The sequence below is a fragment of the Leptospira terpstrae serovar Hualin str. LT 11-33 = ATCC 700639 genome (assembly GCF_000332495.1).
Lineage (GTDB): Bacteria > Spirochaetota > Leptospiria > Leptospirales > Leptospiraceae > Leptospira_A > Leptospira_A terpstrae.
This window is the reverse complement of sequence record NZ_AOGW02000010.1, coordinates 532,546-546,768: the sequence shown is the minus strand read 5'-3', so window position 1 is coordinate 546,768 and position 14,223 is coordinate 532,546. Positions and strand designations below refer to the sequence as shown.

General features: G+C 39.0%; 16 protein-coding genes. All 16 read left to right on the top strand.

From position 1 onward, the window contains the following. Window positions 1–14: 14 nt before the first annotated feature. From lptB to rplS, 16 genes are read left to right on the top strand one after another with little or no spacing between them, the layout of a single operon-like run. On the top strand, window positions 15–722 hold the full coding sequence (gene lptB / locus LEP1GSC203_RS11005) for an LPS export ABC transporter ATP-binding protein (RefSeq protein WP_039937924.1): 708 nt from the start codon (window positions 15–17) through the stop codon (window positions 720–722). Then, window positions 723–2,144 carry an RNA polymerase factor sigma-54 gene (gene rpoN / locus LEP1GSC203_RS11000; RefSeq protein WP_002973842.1) on the top strand — a complete coding sequence of 474 codons (1,422 nt, stop codon included), beginning with the start codon at window positions 723–725 and terminating at the stop codon, window positions 2,142–2,144. A 4-nt stretch (window positions 2,145–2,148) separates the two neighbouring features. Continuing rightward, window positions 2,149–3,117, top strand: coding sequence for an HPr(Ser) kinase/phosphatase (hprK, locus tag LEP1GSC203_RS10995; protein ID WP_002973998.1), 969 nt, complete (start codon window positions 2,149–2,151; stop codon window positions 3,115–3,117). Beyond that, a complete protein-coding gene (locus LEP1GSC203_RS10990) occupies window positions 3,092–3,367 on the top strand; it encodes an HPr family phosphocarrier protein (protein WP_039937764.1) in 276 nt (91 codons plus the stop codon). The genes hprK and LEP1GSC203_RS10990 overlap by 26 nt, the downstream gene beginning before the upstream one ends. Next, complete coding sequence (locus LEP1GSC203_RS10985) at window positions 3,357–5,180, top strand: LIC_11548 family sensor histidine kinase (protein ID WP_039937761.1); 1,824 nt, start codon at window positions 3,357–3,359, stop codon at window positions 5,178–5,180. Before LEP1GSC203_RS10990 ends, LEP1GSC203_RS10985 begins: the two co-directional genes overlap by 11 nt. Beyond that, the gene (locus tag LEP1GSC203_RS10980) at window positions 5,180–6,532 is read left to right on the top strand and encodes a sigma-54-dependent transcriptional regulator (protein WP_002974390.1); all 1,353 of its coding nucleotides are present in this window, start codon (window positions 5,180–5,182) and stop codon (window positions 6,530–6,532) included. Before LEP1GSC203_RS10985 ends, LEP1GSC203_RS10980 begins: the two co-directional genes overlap by 1 nt. A 1-nt stretch (window position 6,533) precedes the next feature. Continuing rightward, window positions 6,534–7,352, top strand: coding sequence for a hypothetical protein (locus LEP1GSC203_RS10975; protein WP_002973767.1), 819 nt, complete (start codon window positions 6,534–6,536; stop codon window positions 7,350–7,352). A gap of 1 nt (window position 7,353) precedes the next feature. After that, complete coding sequence (gene priA, locus LEP1GSC203_RS10970) at window positions 7,354–9,306, top strand: replication restart helicase PriA (RefSeq protein ID WP_002973641.1); 1,953 nt, start codon at window positions 7,354–7,356, stop codon at window positions 9,304–9,306. A gap of 13 nt (window positions 9,307–9,319) precedes the next feature. Next, a complete protein-coding gene (gene fmt / locus LEP1GSC203_RS10965) occupies window positions 9,320–10,288 on the top strand; it encodes a methionyl-tRNA formyltransferase (protein WP_002973884.1) in 969 nt (322 codons plus the stop codon). After that, entirely contained in the window at window positions 10,285–11,304 is a 1,020-nt protein-coding gene (locus tag LEP1GSC203_RS10960; RefSeq protein WP_002973744.1) for a PASTA domain-containing protein, read from the top strand. Before fmt ends, LEP1GSC203_RS10960 begins: the two co-directional genes overlap by 4 nt. A gap of 1 nt (window position 11,305) precedes the next feature. Further along, window positions 11,306–11,968, top strand: coding sequence for a ribulose-phosphate 3-epimerase (gene rpe, locus LEP1GSC203_RS10955; RefSeq protein WP_002974094.1), 663 nt, complete (start codon window positions 11,306–11,308; stop codon window positions 11,966–11,968). Window positions 11,969–12,015: 47 nt separating this feature from the next. Next, a complete protein-coding gene (gene rpsP, locus LEP1GSC203_RS10950; RefSeq protein ID WP_002973959.1) occupies window positions 12,016–12,273 on the top strand; it encodes a 30S ribosomal protein S16 in 258 nt (85 codons plus the stop codon). Between the two features lie 7 nt (window positions 12,274–12,280). Next, complete coding sequence (locus tag LEP1GSC203_RS10945; RefSeq protein ID WP_002974362.1) at window positions 12,281–12,511, top strand: KH domain-containing protein; 231 nt, start codon at window positions 12,281–12,283, stop codon at window positions 12,509–12,511. Next, window positions 12,501–13,037: a ribosome maturation factor RimM gene (gene rimM, locus LEP1GSC203_RS10940; protein WP_002974271.1), complete on the top strand. Its 537-nt coding sequence runs from the start codon at window positions 12,501–12,503 to the stop codon at window positions 13,035–13,037. Before LEP1GSC203_RS10945 ends, rimM begins: the two co-directional genes overlap by 11 nt. Beyond that, window positions 13,027–13,680 carry a tRNA (guanosine(37)-N1)-methyltransferase TrmD gene (gene trmD, locus LEP1GSC203_RS10935; RefSeq protein ID WP_002973922.1) on the top strand — a complete coding sequence of 218 codons (654 nt, stop codon included), beginning with the start codon at window positions 13,027–13,029 and terminating at the stop codon, window positions 13,678–13,680. Before rimM ends, trmD begins: the two co-directional genes overlap by 11 nt. Window positions 13,681–13,688: 8 nt before the next feature. Beyond that, complete coding sequence (gene rplS, locus LEP1GSC203_RS10930; protein ID WP_039937920.1) at window positions 13,689–14,126, top strand: 50S ribosomal protein L19; 438 nt, start codon at window positions 13,689–13,691, stop codon at window positions 14,124–14,126. Window positions 14,127–14,223 lie beyond the last annotated feature (97 nt).

Below are 14,223 nucleotides of genomic sequence, written 5' to 3'. Positions count from 1 at the left end.
TAAAAACATTCCGGATGGAAAACTTGGTAAAAATCTATAACAAACGTAAGGTTGTAGATGGGGTCAGTTTTTATATTCAAAAAGGTGAAATTGTTGGTCTTCTTGGTCCCAATGGAGCCGGAAAAACGACCAGTTTTTATATGAGTGTGGGCTTTGTCACACCTGACGAAGGTCATGTGTTTATTGATAACGAAGACCTTACCAAAGCACCCATGCACATTCGGGCAAGAATGGGGGTTGGGTATTTGGCTCAAGAAGCAAGTATCTTTCGTAAACTCACAGTTGCCGAAAACTTAGAGGCCATTTTGGAAACTATGAATCTCCCAGGAGATGAAATAATTCGCCGTCGCGATGAACTTCTTATGGAACTTCAAATTATGCGTGTGGCTAACCAAAAAGGATACACTCTTTCTGGGGGAGAGAGAAGGCGCTGCGAAATTGCTAGAGCTCTTGTGACCAATCCCGATTTTATTCTTTTAGATGAACCATTTGCTGGTGTGGATCCGATTGCGGTAAAGGACATTCAAAACGTAATCCAATCATTAAAGGACAGAGGACTTGGGATTTTGATCACAGACCATAATGTGAGAGAAACATTGAAAATTACTGACAGAGCCTATATCATGTATAGTGGCCGGATTCTCATATCAGGAACTGCTGATGATTTAATTAACGATCCAGAAACGAGACGAATATACTTGGGTGAGGATTTTAAACTTTAAATGAAACTAGGGGCTTCACTTTCACAACGCCAAACGCAAAAATTAGTGATGACCCAGGACTTACGTCAGTCCATTGAACTTTTGTCTCTATCTACATTAGAACTTTCTGATAAAATACAAAACGAACTTTTGGAAAATCCACTTTTAGATGAAGTCGGTGTGGATGAAAAAACCAAAATGCCAGAACTTTTTTCGATCGATGAAGTAAAACGATTAGAGAAGTTAAATCATGAAAAAAGTACAGATGTTAATTGGCAAGATTCCTATTCCTTGGAAGGACCCAGGTCTTATGATACTGAAGCCAGTGACAGAAATCAAAAATACATCGAATCGTCTACTCGTGGTGAAACCTTAGAAGAACATTTGTTAAACCAACTTCGACTCATCAAACTCACTAAATTGGAATTTGAAATTGGAGAAGTTCTCATCAGTATGATTGATGATAAAGGATTTATTACTGACGATTTGGCAATTGTCTCCAAAGAAATGGGTTATTCTGAATCTAAAGTTAGGCGAGTATTGCAGGTAGTCAATGAACTCGATCCCATTGGGATTGGTGCGAAGGATATGCAAGAAACTCTTCTTATTCAAGGGAAAATCCTTTTTCCTGATAATACACTTTTGCACCAGTTGATTGGTGAGTTTTTATCTGATTTAGAAAAAGTAGATTATAAAAAAATAGCAAAAAATCTAAAAATCACAGAAGAAGAAATTTTAACTTTAGCGAGACTTATAAAAAAATTAGAACCATATCCTGCCACAACCTACCAAGGTCGCAAAGTGGATTATGTGGTCGCAGATGTAGTTGTGAAAGAAGTTGGCAGTGAGTTTAATATTTTTATAAACGATGAATGGTTGCCAAAATTATCTATCCAAGAAGAATACCGTGAACTTCTCAATCACAAACTCCCGCCCAAAGAGAAAGAATATTTTCAAACCAAATACAGCTCAGCCCAGTGGCTCATTCGTTCCATCCAACAAAGAAGACAAACCTTACAACGGGTAGTGAGTTGTATTATTGATTTCCAAGTAGATTTTTTTCGGGGTGGGATTGGATTTATCAAACCACTCACTTTAAAAGAAGTAGCTGAGAAATTAAATTTACATGAGTCTACAATTTCTCGCATAACAACAAATAAATACATTCAAACTACTTGGGGTATATTTGAGTTAAAATGGTTTTTTTCTTCCGGGGTAAAATCTTCAGAAGGTGGAAAAGAAAGCTCCAAAAAGATCCATGAAATCATTAGAAATTTGGTGAAAGACGAAGATGAGAACAATCCTTTATCAGACCAAGACATCGTTGAACTAATGGAGAAAAAAGGAATTGAAATTGCCCGTCGGACAGTTGCAAAGTATAGAAAGGTCTTAAGAATCCTTCCTTCTAACGAGAGGAAACGGATCAGTTCTCTAAAGGGGTAAACCAATGCCAGTTCCTGGGATCACTGTTGACACGATTTTAAGAGATCACGAAGATCTACAATTAGTTTTGATCACCGGAGAAGCCGGTCTAACAAACCGCATCAACAACGCAGAAATCAATCGACCGGGACTCTCCCTTACCGGTTTTTTTGATTTTTTTGCGAATGATCGTATTCAGATTTTAGGCAAAGGGGAATGGGCTTATCTCAATTCTCTTTCAGAAGATAAACTTCACGAAATTACAGAGAAATTTTTCGAATTCCATTTAAATTGTATTATTTATACCCATGGCAATGAACCACAAATTCCTTTTGTCGAAAGAGCAAAATCCAAAGGAATTCCTCTTTTTAAAACTGAAATTGCTACACATCGTTTTATCACTCTTATCTCGCAAATTTTAGATAGAGCACTGGCTCCGCGAACCATGCGCCATGGGGTTCTCATTGAAGTTTTTGGAATTGGAACTTTACTGACTGGACGCTCCGGTGTTGGAAAGAGTGAGACGGCACTTGAACTGATTGAACGTGGTCACAGGCTTGTGGCAGATGATATGGTTGAGATTCGTCGTCTAAGCGAAAGTTATTTGATTGGTTCTTGTTCTGATTTACTTCGTCATCATATGGAAATTAGAGGACTCGGGATTTTAAACATCAAAGATTTATTTGGTGTTGGTTCTGTTCGAGATCACAAACTTATTGAACTGATAATCAATTTAAAAGAATGGGAAGAACAAACTTCTGGCGAGTATGAAAGGACAGGAATCGAACAAAGTATGGAAGAAATTCTTGGAGTTTCCGTTCCCTATATTGAAATTCCAGTCAAACCAGGAAGGAATATTCCCATCATTGTAGAAACAGCGGCGATGAACCAACGTTTGCGTAAAATGGGTAAAAATAGCGCAAAAGAATTTTCGAATAAACTAAATACCTACATACAACAGAGTTCCATTGAAACAAATCCAATTAAAGATTAGAGAAGACAGTAGTGGACTTCATGCAAGACCAGCCTCATTATTTGTTAAGGTGGCTGCGAGTTTCCCATGTGAAATTTTTGTAGTCAAAGATGACATAGAAGTGAATGGGAAATCGATTATGGGCCTTATGATGTTAGCGTTAGGTCCTGGCTCAGTTTTTTCTGTAAAAGCGGATGGTAAACGAGAAGAGGAGGCACTTCTTGCTTTAGAAGTTTTGGTTGGGCGAAATTTTGAAATCAATGCCACTTAGATTTTTTAAGATTCTGCCTCGGTTGTCTGATGAAAACAGATACTATTTACGTGATATTTTCATCTTTTTTCTTACCCTAGCAGTTTCCGTTGGTTTTTCTGAATTAGTTTTTTTTAGACAAGAGGAAGACATATCCTTTTTCTCTAAACTAGATACTTATGTATTTATCCTCATTCCTTTCTTTATCTTATCTTTAATTTTAAGTTATGTTTACCGCAATAAACGAAATCGGGAAACAGGAAAAATTAGAAGCTCAATTCGTTACAGACTCACACTTGCTTTTTTATTCGTGGCACTTGTTCCATCACTACCAATTTTTATTCTTTCCTCTAATTTAACGGGAAGACTGATTGAAGGTTTTTATCGTGTCGATATTTCCAATGCCCTTCGTTCTGCAAATTTGATAATTCAAAATGAAGAAAAAGAAATTGAGGCCGAGTTTATTGAAAAGGTGAGTATTTTGCGATCTAGGTTGCATGGACTAAAAACAGATGGATATACCGTTTTTCAGAAGGGAGTGGAAAATGGACTCTTTGAAAAGAATGAATATTATTTGGGTTTTGCAGAAACTGGGAAACTTAGTTTCGAATCAAGAGGTTTGTTTCGTAATATTGAGGGTCTTGAGTTTATAGAATCGAACCAACCTGGAATTTTTGTCAGTCGATTGTACTTAAATGACCGGTCTTATATTCTTTGCCGATTTCCTTTGGAACATGGAACAGAAGTATATGTGGGTCAAAGAATTCATCAAGGTATGGAGGCAGATGTTCAAAATATTGTGAATGCTACCTCTACCTATGAAAAAGTAAGTCTTTGGAAAGAGAAAATTCCATTTAGTGTTCGAATTACCATAGCCTCTTTTTCTTTTGCAATGTTTCTGATCGCAATTTTATTTTCTTTTCTATTTGCTCGTAGAATTTCTAGACCTATCATCAATTTGGCGAATGCAACCAAAAAAGTTTCCCTTGGAGAATCCGACATTCGATTGGAAAAAACAGAAGAAGGAGAAATGGGAATTCTCATCGATAGTTTCAACCAAATGGTCAGCGACTTAGATGCAAAATCGGAAGAACTCATGCACACACAGAGAATTGCCGCTTGGAAAGAAGTGGCTCAACGTATGGCTCATGAAATCAAAAATCCTTTAACACCGATTCAGCTTTCCGCTCAACGAATCCAACGTAAATTTCAAAATCCTAAATCAGAAAATTTAGAATCAGTCATTTTTGATGCGACGGAAACTATCATTGGTCAAGTGCGCGTATTGGAGCATTTAGTAAAAGAATTTAGTGAATTTGCTCGGATGCCAGTGCCCTTCCTTATCAACCAAAACTTAAATCCAATTTTGGAAGAAGCTGTCGCTCTATTTAAAGATACAACAGACATAGAGTTTGAATTGAAACTGGCCGAAAATTTACCGGAAGTATTTCTCGATAAACGACTGTTTTTGGGTGTTATTAATAACTTAATCAAAAATGCAGTTGAGGCGATCCAATCTTCAGAAAATTCCAAAGAAGAAATGGATATCTTAAGCCTCAAACGGAAGAAAATCCGAATCATGTCAAAATTACAAAAGAAAGCACTTCGAAAGTCTATTGTGATAGAAATTGATGATTCTGGACCTGGTTTAAAACAGGAATGGCGGGAAAAAATCTTTGAACCTTATTTCTCTACTAAGGAAAAACATGGATCTGGGATTGGTCTTGCTATCGTACAAAAAACAATCATTGATCATCATGGCCATATTTCCGTAGAAAATTCGAAGTTAGGTGGTTGTAAATTTAGAATTGAACTTCCTTTGGATAGTCACTAATGCAGAAAATGATATATATTTTAGATGATGAAACTGAAATTCGAAAATCGTTACGTGTGATTTTGGAAGATGAAGATTATTCGGTAGAAGATTTTGCGAATGGAAAGGCTTTACTCAAAGCTTTAGCAAAGGAGAGGCCTTCCCTTGTTTTATTAGATGTATGGGTGGGAAAAGAAGACGGACTAACCATTTTGGATGAGTGTAAAAAACTTTATCCAGGGTTGCCAATTGTAATGATTTCTGGACATGGAACCATCGAACTTGCAGTGAATGCTACCAAAAAAGGAGCCGTTGATTTTTTAGAAAAACCACTATCGATTGAAAAAGTAATCCAAACAATCGAATCTGCTTTAGAAAAAACAAAGGATACGGAAATTCCAGAATTTCAATTGGAAGTGGATGAAATTTTGGGAGAATCTTCTTCCATTCAAAGAGTGAAGTTTGCGATTTTCCAGGCGGCACAGACCAATGCTCGTGTATTTATTTTTGGTGAAAACGGAACCGGTAAGGAATTAACGGCGAGGGCCATCCATCAAAACTCCAAACGTAAAAATGAACCTTATATTGAGTTTAACTGTGCATCGGTTCCTGAAGATACCTTAGAACAAGAGTTATTTGGTTTTGAGTCGGTAGGAAATGATGGCAACAAAGACATTAAAATCGGGAGCTGGGAATCCGCACAAAATGGAACTTTATTTTTAGATGAGGTTTGTGATTTAACTCCCGCCTTACAATCAAAAGTTTTAAAAGCAATTTTAGAACAAAAATTGGACAGAGTCGGTGGAAAAGATTCAATTGCAGTCGATGTGAGAATCATTGCCGCTACCAATTCCAATATAGAAGAAGCCATCCGTGAAGGTCGGTTTCGAGAAGACTTATATTATGCTTTAAGTGTCATTCCTATGGAATTACCACCTCTTCGAGAGAGAAACCAGGACATTCCTCTCCTTGCCGAATACTATTTAAAAAAATCCATTACTGAGAACAATCTTTCTCTAAAAACCATTGATAGGGAAGGACTTGATACACTTACATCACATTTTTGGCCTGGAAATGTAAGGGAACTTGGAAATATTTTAGAAAGGCTTAGTATTTTAGTTCCAGGGGATACGATCCGGGCAAAGGATGTTAAGGAAGCTTTGCATGGATTTAAAAAAGCCAATGAAATGGTAGCGCGTGGGGATTTAAAACATGCGAAAGAAGAGTTTGAACGTCAATACATTATTAAAACATTACAAATTTGCGAAGGGAATGTGACTCGGACTTCCAAAGCTTTAGGAATTGAACGCACACATTTATACAGAAAATTACGTTCCTTAAATATTTCCGTGGAACAATTGAACGAAGGTTAGTATGGATCAAAAATCAATTTTAGAAAGGTTTACTGACATTCTCTCTGAGGCAAAATTTTTAATTCAAAACAAATCTGTTTCTATCTATAGGTTTCAAGAAGAACAAGATCCCAATGATTTTGTTTTTCCTTGGAAATCAAAAGTTCCCGAATCTTTGGAAATGCAAAAGAAACAACAAAAGGAAAGCCAAAGGAAAAATAAGGATTTAGTGAATTTTTCTTGTACTTTATGCCAAGGAAAACTGAGCGGAGTGCGTCAATTTTTACACAAAGGAAGAAAACCTGTTCTTGTTCTTCACTATACAGGGGCTACTAACCCTAAAGAAAAACCATTTACCAAAACAAAACCTAACCAAATTTTCAAAGACAAATTAACAGAAATTAGTTGGGGGGAACTTGTGCAAAAAGTGTTTGGGTTTTCCTTTGAAGAGTTTTATTACCAAGAATATCCCGCCTGTACATTTTCGCATACGGAATCAAAGGAAGCTGACTGGTCCACTCGAGTGGAAAATTGTAAATTCCATGTTAAGGAAACGGTTGAGGAATATGGAATTAAAATGATTGTGATTCTTGGATCTTCCGCCAAATTATTGTTTGGAGCAGATAAGGCAAAAGAACTTCTTGGTAAACAAATCCAATGGGATTTATCAGGACATTCCATTCCCATTGTCACTACAAGATCACCCGAAGCCCTCGTTTTTCTTGGAGAAAAGGCTAAAAAAACAGATTCTGAATCCAATCTATTTCAATATGGAAAAGAGAAACAAGAATTAGAAGATAGTTTTATCTCTCACTTATCGTTACTCAAACCATATCTCTAGTATGATCCAATACGCGGAAGTTGCTTTAAATCTTTCCTGGGAAAGTAAAACTCTCACCTATGAAATCCCGGATGAGATCAAGAGTTTACAAAGGGGAGTTCGAGTCATCGTTCCCCTCAATGGTAAGGAATGGGAGGGAGTGGTTACTGAAATTCATTCGAATGAACCAAATTATGAAACCTTGTCCATTCTAAAGGCCATTGATTCGGAACCAGTTCTCACTGAAGAACAATTATATTTAGCAGAATGGATGGCAGATACTTACTTGTCTTCTCTAGGGGAAGCTTTGTTTCTTATGGTTCCGAAAGGGAAAAAAAGAAAAAAAGAAAACGGGACACCAGTACAAATCCATTCGGAACTTTTACACCCGTTAAATGAGTCCCAGTCAAAAGCCCTAGATGAAATTAAATCTGGTACCAAATCTCTTACTCATTTATTGTATGGGATTACAGGAAGTGGAAAAACAGAAGTTTATATGCACCTGATGGCAGAAATTTTACGTAAACCTAAAGGGTCAGTGGTTTTTCTTGTACCTGAGATTTCTTTAACGTATCCAACCATTGCAAGGATAGAACGTATTTTTCCCGGACAAGTCGCAGTTCTCCATTCGCATTTGCGTACCTCAGAAAAATTCCAAAACTATTTAGATTTGAAGGATGGAAAAAAAAGAATTTGTATTGGAACTCGTTCTGCTGTATTTGCTCCCTTGTCCGATCTATCTCTTATTATTTTAGATGAGGAACATGATGCCTCTTACAAAGAACATGGCTCTCCCAGATACCATGTCCGCCAAGTAGCCTTACAAAGAATTTCCAAAACTGGCGGAAAACTCTTGTTAGGTTCTGCGACTCCCAGTGTGGAAATCTATTACCTAGCGAAATCGGGACAAATTGGGTATTCAGAATTAAAAGAAAGAGCCAATCCATACGCTTCTCTTCCTACTGTGGAAATTACAGATAAAAAGGAAGACAGTGACCTTCTTTCAGGAGACTTACAGTTTAAAATTGCCGACCGATTGAAAAAAGAAGAACAAACCATCATTCTTTTAAATCGGCGCGGATACAATCCTTTCATTTATTCCACAACGACAAAAGAATTCATACATTGTCCGAAATGCACAGCAACTCTTTGTTATCATTCCGATAAAACAGTCAGATGCCACCTCTGTGGTTATAAATCCAGCTTACAAAGTCTGAAATCCATTCATGGAGAAGACTTGGACCTTTTTGGTGCAGGAACACAAAAATTAGAAGAATATTTACTTTCTCATTTTCCAAAAGCCAGGATTGAAAGATTGGACCAAGATAGTTCTAAAAATAAAGAAGTGACTCGGGATGTCTTAGAGAAGTTAGGTGAAGGAAATTTAGACATCCTTACGGGAACACAAATGATCGCTAAAGGATTGGATTATGCGAATGTCACCCTTGTCGGAATTCTCAACGCAAACCATGGCCTGGGAGTTCCGGATTTTCGAAGTAGCGAAAGAACTTATTCTCTCATTTCCCAAGTTGCGGGTCGGGCGGGAAGGGGAGAAAAACGAGGGGAAGTTCTCATCCAATCCAATGATCCTGAACATCCTGTACTCAAGATGGCCATGGAACAAAATTATCCTGCATTTTTTGAATGGGAACTAAACTTTAGAAGGGATTTGTTTTATCCACCTTTCTCTCGTTTGGCGAGACTTGTTTTCCGTTCCAAATATGAAGACATTGCCGGAAAACAATCTGTTTTATATTCAGATTTATTAAAAGAAGGAATCGACGAATCCGTTGTAATTCTTGGACCAAGCCAATGTCCTTTTTACAAAATAGATAATAATTATAGATACCATATTTTGTTAAAATCAAAATCGATCACTACCTTACGAAATCTATTGCGTGATACTAAAGAAAAATTTAAAGTCGATTCCAAATGTTATATAGAATATGATTTGGATCCTCTGGAACTAGTTTAATAGGAAATTGAATATGAAACTTTCGATTGGATATTTTGGATCCCCCGAACACTCAAAAGAATTATTATCCCTCTTACTGGCAGCGGGAATTCAGGTAGATTTTGTAGTCACGAATATTGACAAACCCGTGGGACGAAAACAAATCATCACACCAACACCGGTCAAGGATTTGGCTCTGGAAAAAGGAATCCCTATCATCCAATCGCCAAAACTGAGAACCGATGAAGTAGCCCAAAAACAAATCCTTTCCTATGGTTCGCCTGTGCATATTGTATACGCCTACGGATCCATTGTTCCTGAAGTAGTATTCCAAGACCCAAAATTTGGCAGCATCAACTTACATGGAAGCCTTCTTCCCAAATACCGTGGCGCATCCCCCGTCCAAAGTTTTCTTTTGAGCGGTGAGGAAAGTTCTGGATTCACAATCCAGTATTTAGCTAAGGAAGTGGATTCTGGGGACATCATCTCTCAGAAGTCTTGGAAAGTGGGTGCAGAAGAGACAACTGCCTCTCTTTTGGAATCGATTACGAGAGAAGGGGCCTTGGAGCTCATCCGCCTCCTAAAGGAATTAGAGTCTACGAAAACCCAGTGGAAGTCCCAACCGCAAAATGGAAACGAAGCCACCCATTGCAAAAAGATAACGGCTGCCGATAGACCCGTTCTCTGGACAGAACCTGCAACGAGCATCCACAACCGGATTCGGGCTCTCTATCCTGATCCTTTGGCAACAACAGAGTTTCGGGGTAAAAAACTCATTCTTGTGTCTTCCTACCTCCCTGATGAATCGGAAGTGCAGGTCCCGAGGCCACCAGAAGGGAGGCCTGGTTCCTTTTTCCTATACCAGAAAAAAAGGCTTTTCTGCCTCTGTGGAGACGGAAACCTGCTTGGTATAGATACCTTACAACCCGAAGGTAAAAAACCCATGAAAGGTTTTGAGTTTTTCCATGGGGCGCGGGTTTTAGCCGGAGAATCATTTACGTGAAAGAAAAGTTTCTAAAAATTCTACCTTACAGTGGTTATGTTTTATTTGTAGGTTTAGGACTCCTTGTTTTTTTTGTCGCTGCCTTCCTCGTGGTTGTCGTTCGGACCAAAGAAGAACAAAAAGTAATGATGCCTTATGTAATTGGAAAAAATTACATTGAGGTTCATAACGAACTCCAAAGACTCCAACTCAAAGTCCGATTGGAAACACAACGCATTCCGGAAAAAACAGATGGAATCATTCTCTCTCAATCCATTGATCCAGGTAAGGAAGTAGAAGCCGGTTCTAAACTTTATCTAACTGTCAATATTGGATTTGATCGAGTCACAATCCCTGATGTCAAAGGACAGGATTTAAAACGTGCCAGAGGAATTTTAGAAAAAGTATTGTCCGGGGAAGTTTACGTTCCGTTGCAAATTGGTGGAATCACCTATGTGCCGGCGGTGGGAGATGAACCTGCAGACACTGTCATTGACCAAATCCCTGCTCCTGGAAAAGAAACACATTCTGGAGAAAAAATCTATTTACTCGTAACAGAAGCAAACACAGAAAAAAAATCCAACCAATCGGCAAATGAACCGACTGATTCACTTAAGTTTGTTGGATCCCCAGTTCCCTTTGTTGTCGACTATTTACAAAGAAAAAAGATCCCCTATCGTTTAAAAGAAGCCACCAAACCAGAGTTTCGTGAATCCCATGGTCTTGTTTCTTCATTTGAATTAAAACCCACAGGGGCCGAAGTCGGAGCTTTCTTTTTAAAACCTTCTGAGTCACTTGTCCAGGATTACGAATTCCTTGAATATGAAGTAGACGATGATGATCTCTATTCGGCTAAGGTGAGTTATACAAAACCTGGCGAAGACACTGAAATCGAAAAGGAAATACTCACAAACCAAACCCTAAAAGAAGATGAACCAATTCGTTTTCTCATCCACCGCTCGGGAAATGTAAAGCTAACTCTTTTCGGTAAAGAAACGGGTGTGGCTAAGGTTTGGAAATTAAAAGGAACTTATTAAGATGAAAATTTCAGCTTCTATCTTAGCGGCAAAACTCACGGGACTCGCTACGGAGCTTCCCACTTACAAACAAGAAAATATAGATCTCATCCATATTGATGTGATGGATGGAAACTTTGTCCCACAAATTTCCTTTGGGGAAGCCTTTACCAAAGAAGTGAAGTCTCATACCCAAATCCCACTCGATGTGCATTTGATGGTGAGTAATCCAGAACTTCATGTTCCCAAATACTTTGACTTAAAGCCTTATTGTATTACGTTTCATATTGAAACTACCAACTTCTCTGTTCGGTTGGCAGAAGAGATCCGAAAAGCAGGAATCAAAGTGGGAGTTTCTCTCAATCCGCAAACACCTCCAGAATCAATCTCTCAAATCCTTCCTTATTTGGACCTTGTACTTCTTATGACTGTGGATCCTGGATTTTATGGGCAGTCCTTTGTAAAATCAGGATTTGAAAAAATTGCTGCTGTTCGTAAACTCACGAAACCTTACAATATTGAGTTGGAAGTAGATGGGGGAGTGAACGAATCCAATATGGAAGAACTGGCAAAACTCGGTGTGGACATCACGGTTGTGGGATCAGGTCTCTACAAAACAGGGGATCCCAATGCACAGGGCAAAAAATTAAAGGAACTCGCTGCAAGTGCAAGAACTCGCTCTTGACAGATCGTCGCGATTCAAAAAACTCGCTATAAAAGGGGTATTTTTCCTTGGTTAAATTAAGATTACAAAGAACGGGAACAAAAGCAGACCCGCACTATCGCATCGTAGCAGCTGACATCCGTGCTCCACGTGACGGAAAGTTCATTGAAGCGATTGGTCACTTTCACCCATCTACTTCGTCTGTGAAAAAAGCGACTTTCAATGAAGAAAAAACACTTTCTTGGTTAAAGAAAGGGGCTCAACCTACTGATACAGTTCTTGCTCTTTTGAAAAAAGACGACGTTTGGTCAAAATTCAAAGGTTAATTGATACATGGAATCCTTAGTTCGTTATATCGTTACATCTCTCGTTGACCAACCAGAACAAGTGGCTGTCAACCAAGTACCCGGAGAGGAAGAAACAGTGATCGAACTTCGGGTGGCAGCAAAAGACCTAGGTAAGGTGATCGGAAAAAACGGAAGGATTGCAAAATCTTTGCGTACTGTATTACAAGCAGCCGGAACCAAACAAGGCAAAAACTATACTTTAGAAATTGTCGACTAAACCAAGTTTAGTGAAAGTGGGGGTCATCGGATCCTCACATGGAATCAAAGGGTTCATCAAACTGTTTACAGAAGGTGACACCCTCCTTTCCGCCAAAGCCCCGTTATCTTGCATTGTAGAAGATCCTCGTGGAAATCAGACCAGCATTCATATTGAAGAAATCAAACAGAACGGAAACCATTTCCTTTTGAAATTGAAAGGGTATGAGACACCAGAGACTGTAGTCAAATACCGGGGTTTTTCTTTGTTATGGAAAAGGGAAGAACTTCCCCAACCGAAAGATGGCGAAATTTATACAGAGGATTTGGTAGGACTTCTTGCCCTATCCAAAGAAACCAATGCTCCACTTGCATACATTGTCACGCAAGTGATCGACAACCCAGCCCATCCCATCTTGGAACTGAAACCAACGGCCGGCGAAGGGGAAACTGTCCTCATTCCTTTTCTTAATCTATTCGTGGGAGATTGGAACTTAGAATCGAAAACCATTGAGATCATTCACTGGGAGCAGTGGTTTGAAGTTTAATTTCATTACCCTTTTTCCAGAAAAAATCACTTCCTATTTCGAAACCGGGATTCCTGGTAAGGCCGTCAAACAAGGGGTTGTGGAAATAAACACCGTCCACCTGCGAGACTTTGCTGACAACAAACACCAAAAGGTCGACGACACCATCTACGGTGGTGGACCTGGAATGCTTTTGCAAGTAGGACCTATTTATCGAGCATTGGAATCCCTAGGGGAAAACAAAGGGAAAGTCATCCTGCTTAGCCCTTCGGGAGAACTATTCAACCAAACTTTGGCTCGGGAGATTTATGAGTCTTCCGAGACCTTAACCTTTATTTCAGGTTACTACGAAGGGGTCGACCATCGTGTCACAGAGCATTTAATTGACAGGGAAGTGGCCATTGGAAACTATGTTATTTCATCGGGGGATTTAGCTGCTCTCGTTGTTGCGGATTGCCTTTCTCGGTTTGTTCCGGGTTTTTTAGGAAAAGAAGAAAGCCTTCTCGAAGAGTCGCACAACGAAACAGAAGAATTAGAATACCCCCAGTATACAAAACCCTATGATTTTATGGGTTGGACTGTTCCTGATGTGCTCATAGGTGGCCATCATGAAGAGATCCGGAAATGGCGGCAAAAAAACCGCAAAACAAGAAATCATTCTTAGAGGAAGCCATGAATCAGATTCTAGAAACAGCACTCGCAGGCGAAGCAAAGAACGAACTTAATTTCGAAATTGGTGATACTGTAAAAGTTCACTACAAAATCGTTGAATCTGGTAAAGAGCGGGTTCAGGTTTACGAAGGCATCGTAATCTCTATTGCTAACAAATCACAAAGCAAAACGTTTACTGTAAGACGCGTATCTTATGATATCGGAGTGGAAAGAATTTTCCCACTTCATAGCCCACGCATTGCAAAGATTGAACTCGTTCGTAAAGGAACGGTTCGACGTGCGAAACTTTTCTATCTTCGTGATAAAAAAGGTAAAGCGGGTCGAATTAAAGAAAGAAAAGGCGGTCAAGCGATCGTGGCTAAGGATAAAAAGAGACAGGACGAGGCTTCTAAAGCCGCTCTTGCACAAGCAAAAGCTGCGGAAGCACCTAGCGCATAATCTCTCTTGAAACGGTCGTCACTCGGCCGTTCTTTCCTGAATTTCAAATTCCCAATTTAATCTGTTATTCACTAGATGAAGCAGGTCGAGGCACTCT

Excerpts from the sequence above, each read along its gene's own strand:
- lptB (WP_039937924.1), top strand. The coding sequence starts at position 15 with ATGGAAAACTTGGTAAAAATCTATAACAAACGTAAGGTTGTAGATGGG.
- rpoN (WP_002973842.1), top strand. The coding sequence starts at position 723 with ATGAAACTAGGGGCTTCACTTTCACAACGCCAAACGCAAAAATTAGTG.
- hprK (WP_002973998.1), top strand. The coding sequence starts at position 2,149 with ATGCCAGTTCCTGGGATCACTGTTGACACGATTTTAAGAGATCACGAA.
- LEP1GSC203_RS10985 (WP_039937761.1), top strand. The coding sequence starts at position 3,357 with ATGCCACTTAGATTTTTTAAGATTCTGCCTCGGTTGTCTGATGAAAAC.
- LEP1GSC203_RS10980 (WP_002974390.1), top strand. The coding sequence starts at position 5,180 with ATGCAGAAAATGATATATATTTTAGATGATGAAACTGAAATTCGAAAA.
- LEP1GSC203_RS10975 (WP_002973767.1), top strand. The coding sequence starts at position 6,534 with ATGGATCAAAAATCAATTTTAGAAAGGTTTACTGACATTCTCTCTGAG.
- priA (WP_002973641.1), top strand. The coding sequence starts at position 7,354 with ATGATCCAATACGCGGAAGTTGCTTTAAATCTTTCCTGGGAAAGTAAA.
- fmt (WP_002973884.1), top strand. The coding sequence starts at position 9,320 with ATGAAACTTTCGATTGGATATTTTGGATCCCCCGAACACTCAAAAGAA.
- rpe (WP_002974094.1), top strand. The coding sequence starts at position 11,306 with ATGAAAATTTCAGCTTCTATCTTAGCGGCAAAACTCACGGGACTCGCT.
- LEP1GSC203_RS10945 (WP_002974362.1), top strand. The coding sequence starts at position 12,281 with ATGGAATCCTTAGTTCGTTATATCGTTACATCTCTCGTTGACCAACCA.
- rplS (WP_039937920.1), top strand. The coding sequence starts at position 13,689 with ATGAATCAGATTCTAGAAACAGCACTCGCAGGCGAAGCAAAGAACGAA.